At 48.7% G+C, this 24,844-nt stretch carries 24 protein-coding genes; 7 read left to right on the top strand and 17 right to left on the bottom strand.

Annotated features, from left to right (window positions below; all coding sequences use genetic code 11):
* Positions 1–263: 263 nt before the first annotated feature.
* The 3 genes from VAE48_RS02380 to VAE48_RS02370 are packed head-to-tail and all read left to right on the top strand — an operon-like array spanning position 264 to position 1,871.
* The gene (locus VAE48_RS02380) at positions 264–1,229 is read left to right on the top strand and encodes a ribonuclease H-like domain-containing protein (protein WP_322791709.1); all 966 of its coding nucleotides are present in this window, start codon (positions 264–266) and stop codon (positions 1,227–1,229) included.
* Positions 1,226–1,594 carry a hypothetical protein gene (locus tag VAE48_RS02375; protein ID WP_322791708.1) on the top strand — a complete coding sequence of 123 codons (369 nt, stop codon included), beginning with the start codon at positions 1,226–1,228 and terminating at the stop codon, positions 1,592–1,594. The genes VAE48_RS02380 and VAE48_RS02375 overlap by 4 nt, the downstream gene beginning before the upstream one ends.
* Positions 1,584–1,871 (top strand): putative signal transducing protein, encoded by a 288-nt coding sequence (locus tag VAE48_RS02370; protein ID WP_322791707.1) that lies wholly within the window; start codon positions 1,584–1,586, stop codon positions 1,869–1,871. Before VAE48_RS02375 ends, VAE48_RS02370 begins: the two co-directional genes overlap by 11 nt.
* On the opposite strand, the gene VAE48_RS02365 is transcribed toward VAE48_RS02370, so the two are convergent.
* On the bottom strand, positions 1,868–2,722 hold the full coding sequence (locus VAE48_RS02365) for an aminotransferase class IV (RefSeq protein ID WP_322791706.1): 855 nt from the start codon (positions 2,720–2,722) through the stop codon (positions 1,868–1,870). The genes VAE48_RS02370 and VAE48_RS02365 overlap by 4 nt on opposite strands.
* Positions 2,723–2,803: 81 nt before the next feature.
* Between VAE48_RS02365 and VAE48_RS02360 the strand changes: the two genes are divergently transcribed.
* Positions 2,804–3,997, top strand: a complete 1,194-nt coding sequence (locus VAE48_RS02360) for a S41 family peptidase (RefSeq protein ID WP_322791705.1) — start codon at positions 2,804–2,806, stop codon at positions 3,995–3,997.
* 3 nt (positions 3,998–4,000) lie between these two features.
* On the opposite strand, the gene VAE48_RS02355 is transcribed toward VAE48_RS02360, so the two are convergent.
* Genes VAE48_RS02355 through ssnA form a run of 15 tightly spaced genes read right to left on the bottom strand, consistent with a single transcriptional unit; the run spans position 4,001 to position 20,969 of the window.
* Positions 4,001–4,618, bottom strand: a complete 618-nt coding sequence (locus VAE48_RS02355; RefSeq protein WP_322791704.1) for a nucleotidyltransferase family protein — start codon at positions 4,616–4,618, stop codon at positions 4,001–4,003.
* Complete coding sequence (yqeC, locus tag VAE48_RS02350) at positions 4,611–5,948, bottom strand: selenium cofactor biosynthesis protein YqeC (RefSeq protein ID WP_322791703.1); 1,338 nt, start codon at positions 5,946–5,948, stop codon at positions 4,611–4,613. The genes VAE48_RS02355 and yqeC overlap by 8 nt, the downstream gene beginning before the upstream one ends.
* Position 5,949: 1 nt before the next feature.
* A complete protein-coding gene (yqeB, locus tag VAE48_RS02345; RefSeq protein ID WP_322791702.1) occupies positions 5,950–6,765 on the bottom strand; it encodes a selenium-dependent molybdenum cofactor biosynthesis protein YqeB in 816 nt (271 codons plus the stop codon).
* Positions 6,766–6,784: 19 nt separating this feature from the next.
* Positions 6,785–8,998: a xanthine dehydrogenase family protein molybdopterin-binding subunit gene (locus VAE48_RS02340; RefSeq protein ID WP_322791701.1), complete on the bottom strand. Its 2,214-nt coding sequence runs from the start codon at positions 8,996–8,998 to the stop codon at positions 6,785–6,787.
* A 23-nt stretch (positions 8,999–9,021) separates the two neighbouring features.
* The gene (locus VAE48_RS02335) at positions 9,022–9,399 is read right to left on the bottom strand and encodes a hypothetical protein (RefSeq protein ID WP_322791700.1); all 378 of its coding nucleotides are present in this window, start codon (positions 9,397–9,399) and stop codon (positions 9,022–9,024) included.
* Between the two features lie 4 nt (positions 9,400–9,403).
* Positions 9,404–10,831 (bottom strand): FAD binding domain-containing protein, encoded by a 1,428-nt coding sequence (locus VAE48_RS02330; protein WP_322791699.1) that lies wholly within the window; start codon positions 10,829–10,831, stop codon positions 9,404–9,406.
* Positions 10,832–10,838: 7 nt separating this feature from the next.
* Positions 10,839–11,633: an XdhC family protein gene (locus tag VAE48_RS02325; protein ID WP_322791698.1), complete on the bottom strand. Its 795-nt coding sequence runs from the start codon at positions 11,631–11,633 to the stop codon at positions 10,839–10,841.
* 17 nt (positions 11,634–11,650) lie between these two features.
* Complete coding sequence (locus VAE48_RS02320) at positions 11,651–14,698, bottom strand: molybdopterin-dependent oxidoreductase (RefSeq protein WP_322791697.1); 3,048 nt, start codon at positions 14,696–14,698, stop codon at positions 11,651–11,653.
* Between the two features lie 13 nt (positions 14,699–14,711).
* Positions 14,712–15,473, bottom strand: coding sequence for an FAD binding domain-containing protein (locus tag VAE48_RS02315; protein ID WP_322791696.1), 762 nt, complete (start codon positions 15,471–15,473; stop codon positions 14,712–14,714).
* Between the two features lie 51 nt (positions 15,474–15,524).
* Positions 15,525–16,523: an LLM class flavin-dependent oxidoreductase gene (locus VAE48_RS02310; protein ID WP_322791695.1), complete on the bottom strand. Its 999-nt coding sequence runs from the start codon at positions 16,521–16,523 to the stop codon at positions 15,525–15,527.
* Between the two features lie 23 nt (positions 16,524–16,546).
* Positions 16,547–17,161 carry a 2-phospho-L-lactate guanylyltransferase gene (gene cofC, locus VAE48_RS02305; RefSeq protein WP_322791694.1) on the bottom strand — a complete coding sequence of 205 codons (615 nt, stop codon included), beginning with the start codon at positions 17,159–17,161 and terminating at the stop codon, positions 16,547–16,549.
* Between the two features lie 3 nt (positions 17,162–17,164).
* Positions 17,165–18,124, bottom strand: a complete 960-nt coding sequence (gene cofD / locus VAE48_RS02300; protein ID WP_322791693.1) for a 2-phospho-L-lactate transferase — start codon at positions 18,122–18,124, stop codon at positions 17,165–17,167.
* A gap of 9 nt (positions 18,125–18,133) precedes the next feature.
* Complete coding sequence (gene cofE, locus VAE48_RS02295; RefSeq protein ID WP_322791692.1) at positions 18,134–18,904, bottom strand: coenzyme F420-0:L-glutamate ligase; 771 nt, start codon at positions 18,902–18,904, stop codon at positions 18,134–18,136.
* 9 nt (positions 18,905–18,913) lie between these two features.
* Positions 18,914–19,591 carry an NADPH-dependent F420 reductase gene (npdG, locus tag VAE48_RS02290; RefSeq protein WP_322791691.1) on the bottom strand — a complete coding sequence of 226 codons (678 nt, stop codon included), beginning with the start codon at positions 19,589–19,591 and terminating at the stop codon, positions 18,914–18,916.
* A gap of 25 nt (positions 19,592–19,616) precedes the next feature.
* Positions 19,617–20,969, bottom strand: coding sequence for a putative aminohydrolase SsnA (gene ssnA, locus VAE48_RS02285; RefSeq protein ID WP_322791690.1), 1,353 nt, complete (start codon positions 20,967–20,969; stop codon positions 19,617–19,619).
* A 333-nt stretch (positions 20,970–21,302) separates the two neighbouring features.
* On the opposite strand from ssnA, the gene VAE48_RS02280 reads away from it, so the two are divergent.
* Positions 21,303–22,685 carry a dipeptidase gene (locus tag VAE48_RS02280; RefSeq protein WP_322791689.1) on the top strand — a complete coding sequence of 461 codons (1,383 nt, stop codon included), beginning with the start codon at positions 21,303–21,305 and terminating at the stop codon, positions 22,683–22,685.
* 19 nt (positions 22,686–22,704) lie between these two features.
* The gene (locus VAE48_RS02275) at positions 22,705–23,664 is read left to right on the top strand and encodes a DUF1385 domain-containing protein (protein WP_322791688.1); all 960 of its coding nucleotides are present in this window, start codon (positions 22,705–22,707) and stop codon (positions 23,662–23,664) included.
* Here VAE48_RS02275 and VAE48_RS02270 read toward each other — a convergent pair.
* A complete protein-coding gene (locus VAE48_RS02270) occupies positions 23,597–24,016 on the bottom strand; it encodes a secondary thiamine-phosphate synthase enzyme YjbQ (RefSeq protein WP_322791687.1) in 420 nt (139 codons plus the stop codon). The genes VAE48_RS02275 and VAE48_RS02270 overlap by 68 nt on opposite strands.
* Positions 24,017–24,123: 107 nt before the next feature.
* Between VAE48_RS02270 and VAE48_RS02265 the strand changes: the two genes are divergently transcribed.
* Complete coding sequence (locus VAE48_RS02265; RefSeq protein ID WP_322791686.1) at positions 24,124–24,705, top strand: helix-hairpin-helix domain-containing protein; 582 nt, start codon at positions 24,124–24,126, stop codon at positions 24,703–24,705.
* Positions 24,706–24,844: the final 139 nt, after the last annotated feature.

Raw genomic sequence — 24,844 nt, 5'->3', positions numbered from 1 at the left:
AATCGCTGGGGATGCAACTTGGGAACCCACCAGTTTCTCACAGTCCAAACCGAAAACCTGAGGTTTCGGTTTCGATTGAAAAAGTAATCTCTGGACAACATCATCCAACCATTTTCGGAGATGTTTTTATTTCAAAAAAACAATATCCTGCAGACTACAAACATGGAATTATTGAATTTACAACCGGGATAGACCTTTCACCCCTATTATCTTGGTCTCGAATCTCCCTTGAATCCAATCCTCCCATTGAAGAATTTGTTTTTTTGGATACAGAAACTTCCGGTCTGGCAGGCGGGACGGGAACTTTTGTATTTCTGGTCGGCCTTGGATACTGGAAAAATGATCAATACCACCTTACTCAACTGTTTTTACGGGAACCCGATGAAGAACCGGCATTCCTAACTGCACTGGAAGAACATCTTACTCCCTTCAAAGTTTTAGTGACCTACAACGGTAAATCCTTCGATGCGCCATTATTAAACAACCGCTTTGTATTGAACGGTTTTCAATCACCTATTAAGAAAAAACATCACATCGATCTGCTTTCACTCACACGGCGAATCTGGCGCAACCGTCTGGATGATCGCTCGCTAGGCAACCTGGAACATGAGATTCTCAGCCTGACTCGCTCAGCAGATGAGATTCCTGGCTGGATGGTTCCGCAGATTTATTTTGAATATCTTCAAACCTTGAACGCTTCTCCTCTTCAAGGCGTTTTCTATCATAACCAGATTGATATCTTATCCCTCTCTGCATTGTTTGTACACTTGACCCAATTATTAAATAATCCGCTCGCTGCAGAAAACCCGCAGAGCCTGGATTTGATCGCGATTGCTCGCCTGTATGAAGAACTGGGCGATTACAACCGGGCAGTTCAGTTATATGAAGCCGGTCTCGAAATCGGGTTACCCACCCATTTTTTTATTCAGACTCTTTACAGGTTTGCCAACCTGCATCGTCGCACCGGTCAACCGGAAGAAGCGCTCAACCTATGGCTGAAAGCCGCTGAATACAACGAAGTGGGTGCCTGCATCGAAATTGCCAAATTCTACGAACATCAACAAAAAGCCTATTCTCAGGCAATTGAGTGGACGGAGTTGGGCTTGAACTACCTCGAACAGTCACCCATGCCGCGTTATATCAAAAAGCAGAGACGAATGGAATTAGAACATCGAAGACAGCGATTAATCCAGAAACAAAACCGCTTAAGAAATCAGGAAACCTCATGAAATCCTTTACTGACAATTTGTCACAGCAGCTTAAACAAGCCGTCATCAAGCAAAAATCCAGTCACCTTGAACAGGTAGATGAAAAGTCTAATCTTTACATTCTATATCGTTTTCTTTACCTGTATGAGGAGCACGTCAGTAAACTTGTGTTTCAAGCTTTACAGCAAAGAGGCGAATTCACGCCATTTGCCATGATGGATTCTTTGGAGTCTGAAATTCAAAAATCTGATAATCAATCCGATCCTGATCTTCAACGCATTTTCAATCATTACCGCGCTTACAAACAACGATTGGATGAGATTTACCGGTTGGTCAAGGTAATTTTGACCAGCAAGAAAAATGGAGAAAAGACCAATGATGGATGAACTGCAAAAAGTGTTCACAGCCTACGGACAGCTGGAAGCAGACATGGTACGTTTGATGCTGGAAGCAGCCGGAATCACCGTTATTCTGCGGCGGGAAAGTGCCGGTGCAGTTTACGGATTAACGGTCGGCCCATTGGGAGAAGTTCATTTGTATGTGCCTGCAAGGCAGTTCGAAGATGCCCAACAACTCATCCGGTCCATGCAATCTGGAGAATTAGAAAATCAGTCGGATGAAGATGATTGGGATATTGAAGATACACCAGATGAGGGTTTTTAAATCGGCTGCACTGCCTTTTGAATTTTTTTCTGATACCGCTCCATTATTTTTTGGGTTATCTCTCCCACCATTCCCTGACCAATGATCTGATCATCAATTTGATGAATGGGTAAAACTCCCCGGCTGGTACTGGTGAGGAAGGCTTCATCAAGAGTTTTTAATTCTGCATACGGGAAACCCTCATAACGCAGCGGTATTGCCAGTTCTTGAATAATCTCCAATACTTGCTTTCGAGTAATCCCTGCCAGCACATGCTGATCGTCGGTAAAAATCGTTCCATCCTTTACCGCAAAGAAATTGCTGCTCAACCCTTCCAACATGCGTCCGTTCTCATCCACCATGATTGCTTCATTAATTTCGTTCGGTAATTTTCGCCGTATTTCATCGGCCGTATGAATGAAAGTTGTTGTCTTTGCAGCAGGGTTTTCCCGATGCATCCGAATCGTGATCACCCGCACACCGTTTTGATAATCACGCAAAGAAGGTAAGACTAATTTTTCCAGAAAAATGTAAATCTGCAGCTCATCTCGATTTTCGGTTGTGAATGGAATGCTGATACGAACCCTTGCTTCTGCAGCAGGAAAGTTTTTCAGCAGTTCGCTTAAAGCGTTGCGGATTGCCTGACGATTCAATTTAAGTTCTCTGCCAAGCAACTGCGCAGAACCCTCCAATCGGTCAAAATGTCCTTCTAAATCCAACACATGGAATTTTTCAAAAGTTCGAAAAGTGGTATAAACCCCATCCGGTATCAACCTGTTGGCTTGATCCAGCGATTTTAAGTCGTCCTTCTCAAATGCTTTTTGTAATGAAATCCCATCCGGATTTTGAGTGATACAATACGCTGAAATCATCTTCTTTCCCTGTTTGAACCCTTTTTGCTGGATTATACTGGTAAGAGGTAGAAATCTTTTTTAGATTTAGAAGGTTGTAAAGTGAAGTCAAAATCTCCAAATTTTCGCTTTTACGCTCTGTTAAGCTTGATTATCCTCCTGAATTTGGCAATCGGATTGGCAGGTGGCTACTATATCCGCGACCAACAACTCTTTTCGATCAACCAGAATAATTATCCACTCCTCGAACAAGCCTATGAATTATTGCTAGATCATGGATATTACCCGTTGCCAGACCAGAAGAAAGTTGAATACGGGATGATTCGCGGTCTTTTACAGGCCTACAATGACCCTTATACCACATTTGTCGAACCACCCCAGCATGAGTTACAAAGTCAACAGCTGCGCGGCAAATTTGGTGGGATCGGCGCACGCATAGAACGCGATTCGCAAAACAACTACAGGCTTTATCCATTCGCCGATTCACCCGCAAGGCGGGAAGGTCTACTGGATGGAGATATCTTGATTGAAGTGGATAAAGTTAAGATAACCACAGAAACGACCCAGGATGATGTATTATCTCTGTTACGAGGCGAAAAAGGGACAAGTGTTCAGCTGGTCATCTTCCGAGAAGAAGAACAACGGGAATACTCCTTTCAAATCGTCCGAGAGGAAATTCCAATCCCTTCGGTTACCTGGAATACTCTGCCGGAGGATGAACGAGTCGGTCTCATTCAAGTCAACCTCATGTCCTCAACCACGCCGGACGAAATTCAGAAAGCCATCAAAGACTTGATTGTGAAAGGTGCTGACCATTTCATTCTTGATTTACGCAACAATGGCGGAGGATTGGTAGATACCGGAGTGAAGATTGCCGAATTATTCCTGCCTGCGGACAAGCCAATATTAACTCAAACCTACCGCGACAAGCCTCCTCAAACCATTCAAACCTCCAAAGACGGCCCTTTCACTGAAATTCCGCTGGTGATATTTACAAATAAATCCACAGCCAGCGCTGCTGAAATTACCGCCGGCGCATTAAAAGCTCAGCAACGAGCCAGATTAGTTGGCACGCCGACTTTTGGAAAATATACCATTCAGCTGGTCTTTGACCTGAAAGATGGCTCGTCGTTGCACGTCACCGCAGCTGAATGGGAAATTCCGGGTTTAGAACCACCCATCCGTGATCACGGTGTATTACCCGACGATTGGATTGAAAATGAAACACCCGAAAATCTGAATAACCGTTACCTTCAAGCCGCCCTTCAAGCCTTCAACCTGAATGCAAACCCGTGATTTTTACATCGGTTTCGATTGCTGATAATCCTGCGGAGTATCCAGATCTTGAAGCACACTCGGCGAATCCACGTTGAAGTAATGGATTTCATGCTGAAAACGGCGTAAAAAATCCCGCAGGGTGTAGGATGGATTCAGATTTTCTAATTCAGACCAAAGCGTTCGATCAATCAACCAGGGGTGGCCACGGCGGTAGTTATAACTCGGAACGATAATTTTAGCGCCTGTATTTCCATATGTTTCCAATACACCACTGACGGTTTCTATCCGCATGTGAGGTTGATCTCCCAGCACAATCAATGCAGCCGTGGCGTCCTTCGGTAGGGTTCTGATTCCAACCCGGATGGAATCGGTCATTTCACCGTTGGCGAAATCCGGGTTGAAAACCATCTCAACCGGAAATGGCAATGCCAGAATACTCTGTTGAATTAACTCACGATTCGCCCCAAGGACAGTGTGAATTTTTACGATTCCGCAGGAATGCAAAGTACTCAATACCGTTTGCAAAACCGTCTTTCCCCCCCAATCCATTAATAATTTCGGTTGCCCCATCCTGGTTGATAAACCTGCCGCCAGCACCAGCGCCGCTACATCATTGGCTACGCGCAATTTTTCAACCATACCGTGCTCTCAACCACTCATAGTCTTCTTCTCGATCAATATCTCGAAGATCATTTGGATTTTCCCACTCAATCGTTTCAACCGAATATTTGTTAAACAAAGCCTTCCCGCCTCGCTCACCTTCCAGTTTCAATAAATCCTCAAAGCAACGCCGGTCAAATAATACTGGATTCACGGTTTGCCCCTGCAAAGAAGTGGAGAAAATTGTGCCCGCCTTTTTACGGTGTGCTGATACCAGTTTTTCAATCACGCCCTGAGGAATCTGCGGGACATCGCTCATCAGGAACACGGCAGCGCCAACCTGATCAGCCACAACCGCCAGGCCGCATTTGACCGAGGTGCTCAATCCCATCTCCCATTGGGAATTATGCACAACCATAACCGGTAAGTCAGCAACAGCTTTTTCTACTGCTTGGTTGTGTGCACCACTGACCACCACAATCGGCTGCAAACCAGCCCGCAAACTTTTTTGAACCACATGCCAGATGAAAGGCTTTCCACGCCATTCCAGGATCTGCTTCGGCCTTCCAAATCGCGTTGAACCACCCGCCGCGAGAATGATACCCGCAACTCGTTCAAATCGCTGCTCTACCCGTTCTGCAGGTGATACCTGAGCAGCATTACCCCAAATCACTTGATGATATTTTTCCAACAAAGGTGTGGATATGGTTTGTTTTTCCTGATCGTTCAAAACAACCTGATCCAGCTGATTGAAAAAGACACTCTTTCTGGCATTTTTCGGTATATTTTTTAAGCCTCCTTCATCCGCCAGCAAATAACGTAGGATCATTTCGAATGTAATCTTTTCACCCAGTTGAGTACCGGTTATTTCTGCAAACTTTTCAGCCCGAAAAACTGTCTCCTCATCCACAGCTTTACCCAACCCGGATAACCCAACGACCACCACAACTTGATTGACCCACGCCGGAATTGGCGGCTCATGTTGGGCGGGGGCTTTGAGCGGCAGTCTGCGTGAACCATCCGCTTCAAGCAGGAGCGGTAAATCCAATCGGTCACAAAACTCCCGGATGAGGTCTATCTCTGGGGATTGGATACCCCGCGTTCGATTATTCTCTCCAATCGGCCCGGTCAATAATGTAATCCCGTTCAGGGGTTTTTGGAATGCAAGCTCAACATCATCTGGATGTTCAATGACCGTGTGAGTATCAGCCAGTTTCAGCTGGTCGGTGCAGAGGTGAACAGTGGCAGCCAGGACAACCGGTCTGGCAAATTCTTTTGAGGAATTAAACAGGATGGTGCTTTTGCCACCAGATCCAACAATTGCGAGACGGCTGGTTTTTTCTAACCGTAGGCCATCCAATAAGCGCATATCAATCACCACACAACCGTTTTCGCAGATCAGACCGGGAGAGCACCGCCTCAAGGACTCCCCCACCAATCGCGAGCGATTTATCGGATACCAGACTACACAACCGGGGATCTTTACGCGGGTCGACATCCCCAACCTTCATTCCGCTGGTGACTGGCAATCCTTCCATTACCATTCCGCGTATCACGCCGTCAAATCTCGCGAGGATCGGCACACCATCCACTTCCGCCACCGGCTGACCTTTGGAAACAAAATCGCAAATTCGTACCAGCGGTTTGAAAAAACCATCCTTCGGTGCTCGTAGTACGCGTTCTTCCACAAATCCATTAACGGCTTCCGGTAAACCGCTGTCCACCTCGGCAGTACCGCTCCAGTACACCCTCCCAAGCGTTGGTCCGCGTTTGGTTTCAATAACTGCATGGCAATTCAAACCGGCGGTAAAACCCGGACCCAGCCCAATGACCAAAGGAGCGGAGTTCAAACCGATTTCAGGAGGAGACTTTCTCAAGCGGGCATCCACAATCACATCCGGCTTCAACCAGTGAATCGATTCCGCATCCGGGTCTATCACCACGGACACGACCGATTTTTCCAGCATTTCTAAAACTTCATCTTTCACTTCAGCCTTTCTGGCAGGCACTTCCTCCACAAAGGTTGAACCACTGATCACCGCTTCGGCAAAAGAAACAGTACGGCGTACGACCAGTGGCATGGGAAGTTCGGTCACAATTATCTGCGCCCCCACCCGGTAAAGCCGCACACCAACCCCACTGCCCAAATCCCCGCCGCCGCGGATGAGCACTCTCAGTCTGGTCATTTACATGCCCGGTTAATAATTATTCTTCCAGCCCAAATAAAATTCTTTCCGGTGTATACGGGAATTGATCGAACCACTTCCCGGTTGCATTGCGGATGGCTGCTCCAACAGCTGGAGCCAGTGGTAAATATGGCATTTCACCCATCCCACGCGCCCCCCACGGTCCGCGCGGGTCTGCGTATTCCAGGATAATTGACTCGACCTTTTCCGGAATATCCAGGATCGTCGGTATCAGATATGTGGAAAGGGTTTTGGTCAGTACCTGTCCATCCTGCTGAATGAAGTTTTCCAGAATGGCGTAACCAGCTGCCTGAACCACTGCGCCTTCCACCTGACCTTGCACCTGCTGAGGATTGACCGCTTTGCCCACATCATCCGCGCAAATGACATTAACCAACCGCACCTGTCCGGTCTCAACATCAACTTCAACTTCTACAGCCTCAGCCACGTACCCATAGGCAAAATTGGGTTCGGATTTACCGGTTTCCGGGTCGTAGGGTGTCGTTCGGGGAGGGCGGTATTGAAATTCTGCTCTGGCAGGTCGTTCTTCGTTCTTCCACGCCTCCAAGGCTTTTTCTGCTGCTCCCCGAATGGCATTGCCTGCCATGAAAGTCATTCTCGACGCCGACACGCTGCCCGAATTTTTGGTTACTGCTGTATCTGCAGCAACCAGTTCAACCTTTTCCAGCGGTAATCCCAATGCTTCGGCAGCCATTTGCACCAGAACAGTGTGCGAGCCCTGACCAACTTCAGCCGCAGCATGATAGAGGACTGCTTTTTCTATTTCAGCATTACCATGCAGCTCAATAATGGCCCAACAGTTTTCTGGGGCACCAAAAGAAAAGCCAACGTTCTTAAAAGCACATGCAAAACCAATCCCTCGCTTGAGATGTGCCTGGCCGGTCTTTACCTGAAATCCGGCCGGCCGGTGCCATCCATCTTCTCCTTTTACCCATCCGGCACTTTTTGCACAGGCTTCAACCACCTTCTTAATGCTAACTCCCGCAGGCAGTGGGGTGCCCACTGAAAGCAAGTCACCCTCATCTAAAAGGTTGCGCATTCGAATTTCAACCGGGTCGATGCCCAGCGCTTCGGCCAGCTTATTCATCTGCATTTCGGCAGCAAATGCACCTTGCGGTCCTCCAAACCCACGAAAAGCCCCATTGGGCAGGTTATTGGTATAAACTGCATAGGAATCCACCTTAACGTTGGGTATGGAGTAAGGTCCGGTACACATTAAAGTAGCGTTTCCCAGCACCTTCGTTGAGGTGTAGGCATAAGCGCCGCCATCTGCAACGACCTCCACTTCCGCGGCGAGGACTCTGCCATCGCGTTTTGCACCCCACTTTGCCCGGATGTGGTAGGGATGCCGTTTGTGATGGCCGATGATGGATTCTTCCCGCGACCAGATTATTTTGACCGGACGATCAATACCGCGTTGATGCAATCTCCATGCTGCCAGGGCCAAAACAATTTGTACGGACATATCCTCTCTACCGCCAAACGCTCCGCCAATGGCCGGGTAAATCACCCTCACCTTTTCAAGCGGTAGAGCCAGCGCATGAGCAATCTGTTCCTGATCTTCGTGAGTCCATTGTCCTCCAACGATGACGGTGACTCTACCCTCCTCATCAATATAACCCAAACCGGCTTCGGGTTGCAGGTAAGCATGTTCCTGCGCCGGGGTCTGGTACACACCTTCAACAATCACATCCGACTCATCGAAAGCCTTTTCCACGTCACCTTTCCGAATGCGGTAACGCCCAAAGATGTTCGATCCCTTATCCGGATGTAATAGAATCGCATCATCCTCCATTGCTTTCAGTGGGTCGGTCACAACTGGCAAGTCCTCATACTCAATTTCGACTAGAGACAGTGCTTCAGCGGCGATTTGTTCGGTTTCTGCAATCACCAGCGCTACCTGATCACCAATAAAACGTACTCGTTCGGCATAGGGCTTGGTTGAACCGGGGCCGCACAAAACCGGTTGATCGGGCATGATCAAACCGTATTCGTTATTCGGTACATCCTTTGCGGTAAATACAGCAATTACGCCAGGATATTTTTCGGCTTTTGAAGTGTTGAGGGTTTTAATGACTGCATGGGGACGATTGGCAAACAATATTTTCATGTAAGCCTGATTGGGCAAATTGATATCCCCCGGATACAGCGTTTCACCGGTCACCTTTCCAACCGCATCTACGCGAATAACCGACTCGCCGACAACATTCATAATTCAACCTCCATAACACATTTTCATCGCCGATATTTCTTCCCGCGATAACTGACCGGAGGAACATCATAGGGACCATAGCGGGAAGGACCCAGCAGACGAAACAGGATCATGCTGATGAATTGGAAGATGAAATAGATTAGAAACGCCAAAATTAAGGTCATTCCGATTTTGACATACAACAGCGGATCAGCCCCCGGGGCCAGTAAATCAGCGGGTATGGTAAACCATTTCTGCCTGGAATTCTCTTCCAGCAGAGCGATGGTCCCAAAGTAACCCAATATTGGCGTCAGAATAATTAGAATGAATCCGACCCCGCGCCAGATGGGATGTACCTTGTTGCGCGATTCGCGCATCATCTCCTGTTGTTTGGCTTGTAAATTTCCATACTTGTTGGGCATGATCTTATCCTCCCTTTTGAACCAGTTGGGCAGCATCTTCAACTGCCTGAATGATTTTATAATAACCTGTACAGCGGCACAGGTTCCCCGTCATAGCCTGCCGGATTTCCTCTTGAGAGGGTGTCGGCCGTTCTTCCAGCAATTTTGCGGCCGACATCAGAAACCCCGGTGTGCAATAACCACACTGGACTGCTCCTTCCTGAACAAAGGCTTGCTGAACAGGATGAAGTGAGCCATCTTTTGCCAGACCTTCAACGGTGACAATTTGCGCACCATGGGCACGGGTTGCTGGCACCATACAGCTCATCACAGCAGCGCCATCCAGGAATACGGTACATGCACCGCATTCTCCTTCTGCACAGCCTTCTTTACTCCCAACCAGGCCGATATCTTCGCGAATAAGTCTCAACAGCGATTTTTGATGGCCGCCCTGGATGGAATAAAACTTGCCATTGATGGTCGTTTCAATCGGCACACCTGCTTCGTGAAGAATGGATTTATTCAAGTACCCCTGCGGATATTTTTCACCGCCCCATAACAATACCGGTCTTTGTGGAAAGCCTTCTTTCTCAGCGTGAGCAGCCAAAGCAGCCAGCGCCCGGCGGGTGATGACTCCTACCATCCTGCGGCGATACTCTGCCGAAGCGCGCACATCCGAAATGGGTCGTGCCGCTTGCATGGCCAATTGCGCTGCCCCCTGAATCACCTCCGGTGATAGGAATTTACCCTGCAGGTATTCTTCTGCTTCCATCGCATGGATGATTGTGGGCGCAACAGCGCCTAAAGTGATGCTGGATTTTGTGATCACATCACCGTCAAAGGTTAATACTACAGCGACATTCACCAGTGAAATCGCCTGCGCCCGCCGAAGAGCATATTTGATGAACATCCCACGTTGATTCGGCTTAAGCGCAGGGAAAGCAATATCCACCACCATCTCATCAGGCTGCAAATCCACCCGCCGAACGCCCTGATAGAAAGCCTCTAATGGAAGGATGCGGCTTCCGCGGAGAGATTGAATCGTGAGGCGAGCGCCCAAAGCCATGAGCGGGGTAATGGTGTCATTCGCAGGCGAGGCTGTAATCAGGTTGCCGGCAATCGTTCCACGATTGCGGATCTGCGGAGAACCGACTTCCCACGCAGCCTGCGCCAACGGTAATCCCATTTCCACAATCATCTTTGAGGCAACACAATGGTTATGCATTACCAGCGGGCCAAGGTGAATCCATCCGTCTTCATCCAAAAAAATGTGATCCTGTTGGGGAATACGGGAAATATCTACCAGCGTTTCTATGCCATGCCGCACACCACGTTCAATTTCAAGAATAAGATCCGTTGCCCCTGCGACAATCCGCCCTTTTTCCTTTTTTTCGGCAAGGATATGTAAAACCTCCTCAATTGATACTGCACTAAAGACATTCTTCCACATCATTGCCCTCCTAAATGCTCATCCTCTCTCCACTACCGCCGTTGCGCAGCATGATGATTTCCGCCATGATGCTGACGGCAATCTCCTCAGGGGTTTCAGCTTTTAATTCTAATCCCATCGGGGAGTGTACCCGGTTAAGCAATTCTTCAGAAACACCTCTTTCGAGTAATGCCTTACGGGTTACCAACCAGCGCCGCTTTGAACCAATCACTCCAATGTAAGCTGCCTCGGTATGGAGTAAAGGCTCCAATCCTTCAATATCAATATTGCTGCCGCGAGTTGTCAGCACCAGATAAGTGTACGGAGTGATGTTCAAATGCTGGGGCAATTCAGCCATTTTAACCGGAAAGAACAAATCTGCTCCAGGATTGGCTTCCGGCGTACAAAACTCCGGTCGGTCATCGCTGACGGCAACAGTAAACCCCAACCATTTTGCCAGATGTACTACTGCCTTGCCAACATGTCCACCCCCAATCACAACCAGCGTGGGTTTTGGCAATATTGGTTCCACATAAACCTCCAAAGTCCCACCACACACTCCGGGGTCACCCTGTTTTGGATCAACCATGTTATAGCGAAGATTGCGAATCTTGCCATCTTTTATGGATTGGATGGCTTCTTCGATAACCCGGCTCTCTACCTCACCCCCCCCGACTGTACCGATAAAAGAACCATCCGGGAAAACCAGCATTTTGCTGCCTTCATGACGCGGCACCGATCCGCTGGTTTCGATAATTGTACAAACGGCAGCGGCTTTTCCTTCTTCAATTGTTTTGGCAATTTCACGATAAATAGCCAGCATCATCAACCTCATCTCAACTATTAATTTCCGGTAAAAGATTGCTTTGCCTTCAACGCCCGCCATAGACGTTCAGGTGTAATCGGGTTCTCAAAAATATCTGCACCGCAGGCATCGAATACCGCATTGCCAACTGCCGGAGCAACTCCATCCATCGGAATTTCGGCGACCGCCTTGACCCCAAAGGGATGAGAGGGTTCATAGGTCTGAATAAACACGGTTTCTAATTGGGGCATTTCGTTGGCGCGGAAGATGTGGTAATCCACCAGATCTTTCTCACGCGCTCGACCTTCTTTATCATATACCATTTCTTCACAAACCGCATAACCCAATGCCTGCGTCATTCCTCCTTCAATTTGACCGGAAGCCGTTACAGGGTTGACGATGACACCCGAATCAACCGCCATTACCAATCGGTCAACGGTTACCTGTCCAGTTTCAACATCCACAGTTACTTCGGCAAATTGAGCGGCAAACGGCGGAGGTGAAACTGGAGAATAGTAAGAACCAATCCCCATGATTTGTTCCTGATCGGTGTGATGCAGGGCGTTCAAGGCTACTTCGGCGAGTGTCACAAATTGACCACCCGGTGCCATTGCTTTACGATCTTCCAGAAGAATGTCTTCAGGAGTCACTTCTATTTCCGAATATCGCTCCTTAATCATTCGCGCGGCGCGTTTCTTGATTTTTTCGGCAACCTCTTCCGCAGCTTTGACCACCGCAGCTCCCGAAATATAAGTGGTTGAAGAGGCATAAGCGCCTTTATCAAAAGGTGTGAAATCGGTGTCTGAGGAATACACCAGAATGTCTTCCACCGGCACACCCAAAACCTCTGCGGCCATTTGGGCAAGGACGGTATCCGAACCCGTACCTAAGTCCGTGGCTCCAACCAGGAGATTAAACGAACCATCATCGTTCATTTTGATGCTGGCTCCACCCATATCCAGGTAGGGAATCGCAGTACCCTGCATGACCAGTGCCACTCCAATTCCTCGGCGTAAGTGTGGCTTGCCCTCCACTCGATGCCATTCAGGATTCCCAAATTTCTGGTCCCAGCCGATTAAGGCCTTTCCCTGTCGCACACATTCTTCCAGCCCCACCGTCTGAATGATTTCTGGACGCGGCTCCCGTCCCTCACTCCAAGCTGTGCTGAAGGGATGAAGTTCACCTTCACGGATTGCATTCTTCAACCGAAAGGCAATTGGGTCCAACCCTAAATCACGGCTGATTCGTTCCATATGCCTTTCAACCGGCCAGAAGCCTTGCGGAACCCCATATCCTCGATAAGCCCCGGCGGGTGGAGTATTGGTGTACACCACGTCGGCATAAAAACGAATATTGGGTGATTTTCGGTATGGTCCATCGCCCACATAAAGAGCCATGGATTTGTGCCCGGTATTGCCGGTCACGGTTAAACCATGACAGCCATATGCTCCAGTATCCGAAAGCACGCGCATTTCGTTAGCTGTGATTGTCCCATCCAGTTTTACCCCGGTTTTCATGCGAATTCGCATGGGGTGACGTGAGCGTGCTGCGATAAACTCCTCCTCTCGGGTGTACTCATATATCACCGGACGGCCGGTTGCAATGGTTAGATGCGCAGCAACGTCTTCAATCAAAACTTCCTGCTTACCGCCAAAACCTCCTCCAATACGCGGTTTGATGACCCGAATGCGTTTGACGGGCAGCCCCAACACTGGGGCCAGAATTCTCCGCACATGGAAAGGTACCTGCGTGCTGGTGCGAATAACCAACCGGTCGTCCTCATCCCAGTATGTGACAACCACATGGGGTTCAATGTGAGCCTGTTGAACTTTTGGTACCAAATACTCCGCTTCGTAAATACGGTCAGCTTCCTTAAACCCTTTTTCCACATCCCCGATGTCAATATGGATTTGCGCCGCCAGATTTTTGTGAGGATTCGAGTCGGCAAAATTGACATACTCCGGTTCGTCATGGATGATGGGGGCATCCGTTTTCATCGCATCACAGGCATCCAGAATCGCAGGCAAAGGTTCGTATTCAACCTCAATCAATTTGAGCGCTTGTTCGGCAATTTCTTCGGTTTCGGCGGCAACAAACGCCACCCGATCCCCAACAAAACGCACCTTGGAGTCCAGCGAAAAGGTATCCAGCGGACCGGGTATCGGATCGGACTGCCCAGCAGTGGAATAAACCACGCGCGGAATGTCTTTGTAGCACAACACGGCTGCCACCCCCGGTAGCGCGCGGGCTTTGCTGAGGTCAATGTGTTTGATGCGAGCGTGGGCAACCGGGCTGTGTAAAACTTTGGCAATTAATATGCCTCGTTTTTCTATGTCGGCTGCAAAGGCCGGCTTTCCCTGTACCAGCTTAATGGCATCTACTTTCAATTCCGGTTTACCAACGCGAGAAAGCCCCTTTTGGCGTATTTCGGGTGTTTCAACCATCAGCGGCATAAAAACCTTGCGACGAGTCAGCGTCACGGTTTGGGGAATATCACTACCTGCCCCTGTTGAAGGCTGTCCATCCGTTCCCGCAGGCCAATTCATTGGCAAGGGAAGACCGCTATCTTCTTCCACATCGCCCTCTTCCCCCTTTTCTCCACGCAGGACAGAAGCCGCTTTGAGGATTGCCTGCACCGGCTTCAAATAACCCGTACATCGGCAAAGGATGCCGGCAATGGCTTCGCGTACCTCACTTTCGCTGGGGTAAGGATTTTTCTCCAACAGTGCTTTGGCAGCCAATGCGAAGGCCGGGGTACAATAACCACACTGGATTGCACCGCTCTCTACCAATGCTTTTTGGATGGGATGAAGACCGGCGGTCTTTTTCCAGCCCTGGTCCGGATGTTCACCCATTCCTTCGATGGTCTGAATATTTCTACCTTCCACCTGAACGGTCAACAAAGAGCAGGAATTAACCGGGTTGCCATCCAACAACACCGTGCAGGCGCCGCATTCACCATTTTCACAACCACCAAATTTGACTCCAAAGAATCCTTGCCTCCGTAAGGAAGAAAGCAGCGTCTCGCCATCCGCAACTTCCCAGTGCTGGACAATCCCATTGAGTGTAAAGGAAACCGTTTTCACTCGAACCTCCTTGTTATCCCAAAAGGCCTGAAGCGGCTTTGTCAAGAATTCGTCTTACCATCACTTGACCAACGTCCATTCGATATTCCGTGCTGGCCCATTCATTACCGCTGTCACTCAATGCATTTTTCACCGCTTCCAACACGCCACCATCTTCCAAACCATCGAATGCAAGCACGGGTGACTTACCGAAACCGCCTGCGACAACTCTCACCCGCCCGGAACGCCAGCGGGCTAAAGCCAAAGCAAGGATGGGCTGATCCATCGGAGTTCGGGCAACTTGCTCATAACTTAATTCAATATTCAGGTTCAATTGAATTTCGCTGATCCAGAAACCCTGTGGGCGCCGCAAGGAAAACCAATCCCCAATTGGTTGCAGGTTTTGATGAGGATGCCACACAAGCTGGGCATCCAATGCCATCAAGGCAATCGCCAGAGGTGCGCGACCACCTGCCGAAACCACATACCCTGCCACCGTTGCCTGATTGCGGATATTCAGGGTCGCCGATTTCTTAATAACCTCTCTCAAAACCGCCGGGATCGGATCAGCATCCAGCAATTGTTGAAGGGTTGTGGTTGCCCCGATGGTCAGTTTTTGCCCAACCGCCTCAATTCGATTTAACCCTAATTCCTGCAGGTCGACAACACAAAGATCATCCTGTTTGGAACGGCTGAGCACACTCCCTCCGCCCAGTGGCACAACTTTTTTGTCTGCCTCTGCAAACAACCGTTCCGCTTCAGAAACCGTTTTGGGGCGATAGTACTCTTTGATCATAGCATCAGCCTCCCGGCAATCAATTTAAACCGAATGTAAAGAAGAGAATCGTCATTGTTGGGCAAAGGTATCAATCAATAGTTTTACATCCCCGCCCACCGGATAAAGAATGGGGCAGGTACAACCGTATTTTCTGTATTCATTCACTTTGGCTCGCGCTTCTTCGGGGGTACCGGATGCGGTAATGCGGTGGATCAACTCTTCCGGCACAAGATGTTTGGCTTTTTGGATCTGCTCATGAGTGGCGGGCCAACCCAGAATAGATTGGATTTCTGCAACCACATCCGGCGAAACACCCGAGGCCTTGGCAATGTGTGGCTGTTGAGCAAGATATTGGGTTAACAATTCGCGGGTGGTATCAATTGCCCTTTCGCGGTCATGGTCTACCGAGCATACCACCAGTTGAGGCCTATCAATATTGTCCAGTGTGCGTCCCGCTTTTTTAGCACCTTTTTCCAGTAATTCAAGTGCTTTAATGTTGTATTCCGGTGGGACACAATAATTTAGCACAGCGCCATCAGCAATTTCTCCGGTCAGTTCCATCATCTGATCACCGGTTGCACCAATCATGATCGGCACGTTTCTGGGTTCACGCCGCCCATGCACTACATCCAGTTCAATTCCATCCACATGAACAAACTCGCCGTGGAAGGTAACCCGTTCCATATTCAATAAACGCCGTAAAACGATTACGGTTTCTCTCATCGCCGTAAGCGGTTTTCGTCTTTCGATTCCCACATTCTTTGCCAGAGGATCCCACCAGGCACCTATGCCACAAATGATGCGGTTGGGCGCCAGGTCGTCCAGGGTTAAAAATGTGGCTGCCAGTAGACCAATATTTCGCGTCCAGTTGTTGATGACACCCGACCCCACCTTGATGCGCTCGGTCACGGCAGCGTAAGCCGCCATGGGAACAATTGCATCTCTGACCAGACGACTTTCCGCCTGCCAGACCGCCTCGAAGCCGCGTTTTTCTGCATAGCGAACATAATCAAGGCCGTCCCGCAGATCGTGTGCATCCTGTAAATAAAGCGCTACTCTTTCGGACATGGTTTCCTCCTGTTTGAATATTTTCAAGGTTCGATTTGCATGGCTTCTATTTGTTTCAACAAATCTAAATCTTCCGGCAAATCCAGATCCAGGCTCAGCGTAGATAATTGACAGATTTCTACCCGAACCCCCTTTATACGCGCCTGTTCAACGTGCTGATGAAATGACCCTGGCCCGTAGCGATACTCAATGATCCCCCCCGGATTCATATAAAGGGCATTGGTTCCATCATTACGCCGATCAGGCGAGATGACGACCACAGGTGGATTTTTTGCATATTGCAGTATACGCCGTACATCACTTACCGAGAGAAGGGGTAAATCAGCGGGCAGGATGAGAATTTCCTGCGCGGCATACATTTGCGCTACCACGGTTGCCCGTTGCAAAGCCGTATTCAACTCCGGTTGACCATCTTCCTGCACGGTTCGGGCGTTAAACTCTCTTGCCAGCGAGAGTGCCGCCGGATCGCGGCTGACGACCAATATTTGTTCGATTTCTTCAACATCCCGCAATGTGCGCAGGGTGTTGCTCAACATGGTGAAATTTAACAACGCCCGTTCATCTTCCGATAAAACGCTTGCCAAACGCGATTTACCGCGGCGCAGGGGTTTTACGGGGACGATTGCCCACAAGCCCATTCGTCAAAACTCCCTTCTTTGTTGTTCCAGTTTTCTTGCTTTGCTGAAGGCAAGGATGTTTTTTGCCAGTAATAACCGATCCTCTTCATGGTGCATGATCGTTTGAGTAATCAATATCATTATACCTGACGACTTCAGGGTAGTTTCCAATCCTCGGTCCAATTCATCTATTACAAACCCCCACAAATAAGGTTGATACTGACGGGCAACCGCTAAAGCCGAAGGTTCAATCCCCATCTCGCGATACATTTTTGCAGCCGGCCCCTTAATGGTTTGACCCTGAATGATTGGCGATACTGCAACCACTTTTTTGGTTTGAATTAATGAGGCAACTCCCTTCAGCGATAAAATGGGTTGAATACTGACCCACGGGTTGGATGGGGCAATTACAATCAAGTCACTCCTTTCCAACGCTTCCAAAACCCCCGGAGCGGGGAGAGCCTTTTCAATCCCTTCAAAAGCAAATTCCTTCACAGCCGGCTGACAGGCACAGCGCACAAAGTAATCCTGAAAACCCAACCACCCATATTCGAGGGTATGCACCATTGTCCGCACCGGATCATCGCTCATCGGTAATACCCGCGCGGTGATTCCCCATCGGGAGCAAAATGATTCAACCACCTGACTCAACCGTTGCCCCTCTCTTAAACGGCGGGTTCTTTCAAGATGAGTGGCTAAATCTTTGTCCCCCAGGCGAAACCAGGTGGGTCCGCCCAATTCACCAACCAGACGCAGCACCTCAAAGGTTTCTTCTTTTCTCCCCCAGCCGGTGTGTGGATTTGCCAGCCCGGCCAGCGTGTAACAAACCGTATCCAGATCCGGGCAAATCCTCAAACCAAAGTGATCAAAATCATCTCCGGTATTGACGATTACGGTCAGGTGAATCTCCGGTTGACACAGTGCAAACCCATGTGCCAGCTTTGCACCACCAACGCCACCTGCCAGAACCGTCACATGCTCCATTAGCACCTCTCAACGAAACAAATCCATTCCCGCTGGTCGAGGCAATTCCTCAAAGCTACCTTCTCGCAACGGATAGGGAAACCCTCTTACATGTACGATTGGGGTTCGCTCATCGGCCTGCCCCATTACCAGAGAAGCCGCCGCAGCCAATTCATCTGCTACGGCCACCTGAGTAATCCTCAGATGATAGCCAAACATGTCCGCTTCACCGCGCAAGTCAACCAGACCGGGCATTCCCGCCAGCCCAATTGCAACACCCACAGTCCCTAACCGCCATGCGCGCCCATGAGAGTCAATGATTAGTACCCCAATTTTCACACCGGTTTGCTGCTCAATTTCATTGCGAATGAACTGCGCCGAACGATCTGGCTCTTCTGGCAGCAACAACACCCACAAATCCGGATCACCGTATGGTCCTCGCACATTCGAGTGATCTATCCCCGCATTGGCACAGATAAATCCTTTCCGATGTTCGACAATAATCGTGCCGGCACGTTTCCGAAGCACCTGGTGTGATTCGCGTAGCACCAGCTCAATGAAGCGGGGGTCTTTTTCAACTTCCGCAGCGATTTGAATGGCTTGTTCGGATGGCTGAACTTCCGGTAAATAGACCAGCCGGTTTTCGGCTTTGGAAACAATTTTTTGGGCAAAAACCAGAATATCTCCATCGAACAGATCTATATTCTGTCGGGACAGCGCATCCAGGGTTATCTTTGCCAGATTATCCCCAGCCTGGATGAGAGGAATATCCGCTAATGGAGTCAACTCCAATTTTTTCATCTGAGTCCGTTATGACTTTCGGGGAATACCAGTAATCCGAATTCCTGAGGAAGGAACGCCATATTGTTTATTTAATCCAATTAATATTGAAGTCAAACCCTCAACAACCACGGCATTTTCAATCGGGCCGGCATTCCAGCCCACCAGCCCGGCATCCTCAACCAATTGCAGCACAACCTCGCGTGCCTCTTTGTTCCCACCGCACACCAACACATCACAATCTACCTCTTCGTCGTTAAGCAGGTGTTCATAAGAGATATTTTGAAACGCGGCAACCACCTGCACCGTCTCTCCCATAATTTTTTGGGCTTGTTGGGTAGCACTTCCTTCGGGAGGCATTTGAACGCGGGTAACTTTTGGCGGCACCAATGGCACGGTAACATCAATGACTATCTTGCCCTGCGCAAAAGGTTTCATTCGTTCACACATCTCGGCGTGAGCAGCAAAAGGCACCGTCAGGACCAGAATCTCCGCTTCCTGTGCGGCTGTTTCGTTGGCTTCACCGCGTATTTGGGTATCCGTCCCAAGCAGATCCATTACTTCTTGTGCCGCGGCTCGGGCTTTTTCTTCCTGCCTCGACCCTATAATAATACGGTGTCCTGCTTTTGCCCAACGGTAAGCCAGTCCTTTCCCTTCTTTTCCCGTTCCCCCAATAATTCCAATGGTGTAATCTTTGAGTGGCGACATTGATTTACTCCTTTACCCAATCTCATCATTCTTGAAATTGCTGCCGAAATCGCTGCCATGTTTGCGAAGAAAGATGGCGCGCTTCAAATGCAATTTTTTCTTCATCGAGCGTTAATAATTCACGGTTACGCATCAAAAATTTGCCGGCTACCATTGTTGATGTAACCATACTCTCATGAAAACCAAAGATGATATGCCATGGCAGGTTACCTTCATTCATCTCCGTGAAGGGATGGTAATCCACAAAAATCAGATCAGCCTGAGCGCCTTCGCTAATGATTCCTAACGGGCCGGTATTGAATTGTTGTTCGGCCAATTCCCGATTGTTATAAACAGCCATCTCCACCACCGTGGTTGCTGGCATCCTCCGGGGATCGCGATTCCATAATTTATGAGCCAGATAAGCCGTTTTCCACTCCTCCCACATGGCATTGGAAAAACCATCATTTCCCAGGCACACTTTCACACCTGCCCGCAGCATGCCTTCCGGTTGCGACATGCCCACAGCATTATTCATGTTGGAACGCGGTTGATGGGTAACCCATGTTTGGGTTTGTGCCAACAGTTCCACTTCCCGAATATCCACGTGAACGGCATGAACCGCAATACTCCGTTCGCCCAAAATACCATGGCGATAGAGCCTGTCCACCACTCTTTCACCACATTTATACAGACTATCATATTCATCAGCCGGATCTTCAGCAACATGAATGTGGAAACCGACCTCATCGGGTACCGCCTCACGACATTTTCTAAGGGTTTCTTCAGAGAGAGATAAACTGGCATGAAGGCCAAACATTGCAGCCAGTTTGCCCGGTAGAGGATTGTTCTTTTTTACGAGTTCGATAAAGCGTATATTCTCACGAATTCCCTCATCAGCACCTTTCTCGCCCTCCCGATCAGTGACTTCATAACACAATGAGGCCCGCACGCCGGCCTGCGCCACGGCTTGAGCAATCTCATCCAGCGAACCTCCAATTGCATTGGGAGAAGCATGATGGTCAATCAAGGTGGTGGTACCATGTTTGATTGCGTCTATCAGGCATACCAACGCCGAGTAGCGCACATCCTCCAAATTAAGCGATTTATCCAGTGACCACCATAACTTTTCAAGAATTTCAGGAAAATCTTTTGCCGGCGTCCCCGGTATGCCCATTCCTCTGGCAAATGCCCCATAAAAATGGGTATGAGCACAAATATTTCCTGGCATCACATATTGTCCGGCTGCGTCAATAACCTCCTCCGATGGAGCCGTCCGTTTCAGATCTTCGTATCGCCCAATTTTTTTGATAACCCCATTCTCAATCCATAAGGCCTGATCGTAAAGAATCTGGTTGGGATTTTGCCAAGTAACGATCTTGCAATTCTTGATAATCATATCAACCTCACTCTCATGATTGGGAGAATGAATTTTAAAAAAACCGAAAGGGGTTCCTTTCGGTTAATCAACCTGCAGACCGATATATATACCGGGCAATATTGAAATTAGGGGAGGTGATTTGAATAGTGATTGGCATAGGATCGGTGGAGGAGGAAGGCGGCACTTTTCGACGGGCTGAACATAAATTACCCGACGCCAGTCAAGATATACTTGAACTGACCACCGAACCTGTATCCTTATTTTAGCAGAATTTCCGCTTGAGGCAATAATTCTTTTTGAATAATGACTTTTGTCATATAATCAAACCACCTTCTATCAGGAGAATCGTTCATGAACAACCGCCAAAAAGCACTCGAATACGCCCAAACAATGCAAGAATCTTTTTTAGAACAATTAAAAACCTTTGTTCACATTCCCTCGATTTCTACCGATCCCGAAAAAAAAGCAGCTATGCAGGCAGCTGCCGAGTGGATTACCACCAAGCTGAAAGACCTGGGGTTGAATGAAGTCGCAGTCATTCCAACCGAAGGTCATCCGGTAGTTTATGGCGAGTGCCGCTGTGCCAATCGGCCAGATGCGCCGACTGTTTTGATCTATGGGCATTATGACGTCCAACCCTCTGAGCCGGACGATCTCTGGCATAGCCCGCCTTTTGAAGCGACTCTCCGCGGGGAAAACCTTTATGGGCGCGGAGCATCCGACATGAAAGGACAGGTGGCGGCCAGTATTTTTGCCGTCGAATCCATTCTCAAGAACGGAAATATGCCGGTAAATATTAAGTTCATGATCGAAGGCGAAGAGGAAATTGGATCGCCCAACCTCAACTCCTTCATGGAAAGCCATAAAGAACTTCTGGCTTGTGATGTTGCGCTCAATCCCGACTCCGGGATGATTGCTGCTGATCTTCCGACCATCACCTATGCCTTGCGGGGTTTAGCCTACTTTGAAATCCGGGTTTACGGACCAGAACATGACCTTCATTCCGGTTTGTTTGGGGGTGTTGTTCATAACCCCGCACAGGTGCTTTGTGAACTGATTGCCGGGATGCACGATCAGGATGGCAGGATTACCCTGCCCGGCTTTTATGACCGTGTACGTCACCTCTCGGCAGAAGAAAGGGCAGAACTGGCAAAATTGCCAATGGACGAAGAATACTACAAACGCCAGACCGGCGTGCCCGCACTATATGGTGAAAAGGGATTTACCCCCGTTGAACGCGTGGGAGCCCGTCCCTCTCTGGATGTGAATGGAATCTATTCTGGTTTCACCGGGCAGGGACAAAAAACCGTCATACCCTCATGGGCAATGGCAAAAGTATCTACCCGGCTGGTGCCGGATCAAGACCCGGCTGCGGTATTTGATCAGCTCCAACAATACCTCATGGAGAAAGCCCCCAAAACCGTCCGTTGGGAGTTGATTCAAATGTCTTACGGGGCAGCATCCATTTCTGATATTCATCATCCGGCCACTCAGGCGCTTGCCAGCGCTTTCTTATCCGTATGGGGCAAGCCACCTGTTTATAAAAGAGAGGGCGGCAGTATACCAGTGGTTGGCAACATGCAAAGAATTTTAGGGGTTGAATCAGTCCTGACAGGCTTTGGGTTGTCAGATGACAACATTCATGGCCCAAACGAAAAATTACACCTTCCGACATGGTACAAAGGCATTCAGACCTTGATCCATTTCTTTTACAATTACGGTGAACAACGGTGAACAAAATAATGGTTATGGCATGAGCACGGAAAAATTAAAATTATCTTCTTATGGTGGGCAGGCCCTCATCGAAGGAGTTCTCATGCGCGGCAAGTACGCGCTTGTCGCGGCCATGCGTGCCCCGGATGGTCAAATCATCCTTGAAACGGAAGAGTTGAAAGGGATTTATCAAAGTGGCTTTAGCCAGGTTCCATTCCTGCGTGGATTGATTTTACTTTGGGATGCGTTAGGACTGGGAACGCGTTACTTGACCCGCTCGGCAAACTTACAAAGTGGTGAAGAAGAAAAAATTGAAGGAGTTTCTCTGTATTTAACCCTGGCAGCCTCACTGGCGATTGCCATCGGGTTATTCTTCCTCACTCCCGCAGCAGTCGGCAAAGCCATTCAAAACCTGACGGGTATTTCATCCTTTGCCATGAATTTGATCGAGGGTATTTTACGGCTCGGTGGTGTCGTCCTCTACATTTGGGCAATCGGGCGAGTTCCAGATATCCAGCGCGTTTTTGCCTATCACGGCGCGGAGCATAAAACCATTAACGCCTTTGAAGCCGGAGCAGACTTAAAACCCGAAACGGTTAAGAATTTTCCATTGGAACACCCCCGCTGTGGAACATCTTTCCTTTTGACCCTGATCGTCCTTTCAGTTCTGGTCTTTTCACTGGTGGGGAACTTACCATTCGGGTTTTTACTGCTTTCCAGAGTCCTTCTTATTCCTGTTTTGGCCATGCTGGCGTACGAATATATCCGTTTCACCGCAAACCACCTCGATCATCCATTCATTCGATGGATGATTCGCCCAAATCTGGCGCTTCAATCTCTGACAACCCGCGAGCCGGATCTGGATATTCTTGAGGTCAGCATTGCATCATTCAATGCCATGCTTGAACTGGAAAAGAAACTTCAGCCACGGGCTATTCACCCAACAACTGAACCTTCACCTGCCGGCGGCGGGGGCGGATATCAAAATCCACCAGAATAATTTGTTGCCAGGTACCCAGCGTTAACCGATGATTTTGAATCGGGATGGTCACAGACGCACCGAGCAATGCAGCCCGGATGTGACTGTGACCGTTTCCATCCCCCCAACGCGCATTGTGTGCATAGCGATCTGTGGAAGGGGCAATTCTTTCAAAGGATCGTTTTAAGTCTTCAAGGCATCCCGGCTCAAATTCGATCGTAGTCAGGCTGCTGGTACTGGATGGAGTAAAAAGCACACAAATTCCTGTTTCAATATCACTGGAACGAATAATTTCCTCCACTTTACCGGTGATATCGAGAATATCCGTATTCCCTTGAGTATCAATCTCAAATTCTATGGTGAAAATTTTCATAATACACCTTCCTGTTTACAGGTTGGCAGAAATCCAATCAAAAACCACTTGACCACTAACCGAACCTCATTATACTGATAATGAAGATCTTGGTTTGAAGCAGCAGTATGGGAAAAACGATCTATATCCTAGCGATTGGAATTTTAATCGGATTGCTGGCCGCAGGATTAATTTTACTGATTTCTTCACCTTCTCACAGCGCGCCAATTCTTATATTACCCACACCGACTTCGCCATTGATCGCGGTTCACCTCTCTGGGCAGGTGCACTCGCCGGGGGTATATTATCTTGCTCCCGGCAGCCGGGTTCAGGATGCCTTGCTGATTGCGGGAGGTTTCACCGAACAGGCCGATGCAGATCAAATTAATCTGGCAGCCCGCTTGAATGACGGTCAAAAACTTTACATTCCAGCAAAAGGTGAGGTCTTAAATGTCAATAACCCGATGCAAATCCCACTCCCGACCAATTCCTCGGAGGAATTTCCCGTTATCATTGACCTAAACCTTGCTTCTCAGCAGGAATTAGAGAGTTTACCGGGAATTGGCCCAACCAAAGCCAGTGAAATCATTGCATATCGGCAAAAAAATGGTAGATTTGTTACAATTGAAGAAATTCAAAATGTACCGGGAATTGGTGCAGCCCTATTTGAAAAAATACGGCCATATATCACCGTAACGAATTTGCCCTGACCCGACTTGAGGAAAATAGTCATGGAACTAAAACAAAAAATCGAAAGCGCATTGAAAGACGCCATGAGGTCCGGCAACGAAACTCGCAAGCGCACTTTACGATTAATCATTGCCAGTATCAAGAACGCTGAAATTGATA

The sequence above is a fragment of the Bellilinea sp. genome, assembly GCF_034432615.1.
Taxonomy (GTDB): Bacteria; Chloroflexota; Anaerolineae; order Anaerolineales; family Anaerolineaceae; genus Bellilinea.
Note: the sequence above shows the minus strand (reverse complement) of the source record. Positions and strands in the feature narration are given on the sequence as shown.

Bases quoted from the DNA above. Each gene is read 5' to 3' on its own strand.
- npdG (WP_322791691.1), bottom strand. From the start codon at position 19,591: ATGTCGCCACTCAAAGATTACACCATTGGAATTATTGGGGGAACGGGA.
- VAE48_RS02265 (WP_322791686.1), top strand. From the start codon at position 24,124: ATGGGAAAAACGATCTATATCCTAGCGATTGGAATTTTAATCGGATTG.
- VAE48_RS02355 (WP_322791704.1), bottom strand. From the start codon at position 4,618: ATGGTTGAAAAATTGCGCGTAGCCAATGATGTAGCGGCGCTGGTGCTG.
- cofD (WP_322791693.1), bottom strand. From the start codon at position 18,124: ATGGAGCATGTGACGGTTCTGGCAGGTGGCGTTGGTGGTGCAAAGCTG.
- VAE48_RS02370 (WP_322791707.1), top strand. From the start codon at position 1,584: ATGATGGATGAACTGCAAAAAGTGTTCACAGCCTACGGACAGCTGGAA.
- VAE48_RS02325 (WP_322791698.1), bottom strand. From the start codon at position 11,633: ATGATGCTGGCTATTTATCGTGAAATTGCCAAAACAATTGAAGAAGGA.
- cofC (WP_322791694.1), bottom strand. From the start codon at position 17,161: ATGGGCTTGTGGGCAATCGTCCCCGTAAAACCCCTGCGCCGCGGTAAA.
- VAE48_RS02275 (WP_322791688.1), top strand. From the start codon at position 22,705: ATGAGCACGGAAAAATTAAAATTATCTTCTTATGGTGGGCAGGCCCTC.
- VAE48_RS02280 (WP_322791689.1), top strand. From the start codon at position 21,303: ATGAACAACCGCCAAAAAGCACTCGAATACGCCCAAACAATGCAAGAA.
- yqeB (WP_322791702.1), bottom strand. From the start codon at position 6,765: ATGACCAGACTGAGAGTGCTCATCCGCGGCGGCGGGGATTTGGGCAGT.
- VAE48_RS02270 (WP_322791687.1), bottom strand. From the start codon at position 24,016: ATGAAAATTTTCACCATAGAATTTGAGATTGATACTCAAGGGAATACG.
- yqeC (WP_322791703.1), bottom strand. From the start codon at position 5,948: ATGCGCTTATTGGATGGCCTACGGTTAGAAAAAACCAGCCGTCTCGCA.
- VAE48_RS02315 (WP_322791696.1), bottom strand. From the start codon at position 15,473: ATGATCAAAGAGTACTATCGCCCCAAAACGGTTTCTGAAGCGGAACGG.
- cofE (WP_322791692.1), bottom strand. From the start codon at position 18,904: ATGAAAAAATTGGAGTTGACTCCATTAGCGGATATTCCTCTCATCCAG.
- ssnA (WP_322791690.1), bottom strand. From the start codon at position 20,969: ATGATTATCAAGAATTGCAAGATCGTTACTTGGCAAAATCCCAACCAG.
- VAE48_RS02365 (WP_322791706.1), bottom strand. From the start codon at position 2,722: ATGATTTCAGCGTATTGTATCACTCAAAATCCGGATGGGATTTCATTA.
- VAE48_RS02375 (WP_322791708.1), top strand. From the start codon at position 1,226: ATGAAATCCTTTACTGACAATTTGTCACAGCAGCTTAAACAAGCCGTC.
- VAE48_RS02310 (WP_322791695.1), bottom strand. From the start codon at position 16,523: ATGTCCGAAAGAGTAGCGCTTTATTTACAGGATGCACACGATCTGCGG.
- VAE48_RS02330 (WP_322791699.1), bottom strand. From the start codon at position 10,831: ATGATGTGGAAGAATGTCTTTAGTGCAGTATCAATTGAGGAGGTTTTA.
- VAE48_RS02340 (WP_322791701.1), bottom strand. From the start codon at position 8,998: ATGAATGTTGTCGGCGAGTCGGTTATTCGCGTAGATGCGGTTGGAAAG.
- VAE48_RS02335 (WP_322791700.1), bottom strand. From the start codon at position 9,399: ATGCCCAACAAGTATGGAAATTTACAAGCCAAACAACAGGAGATGATG.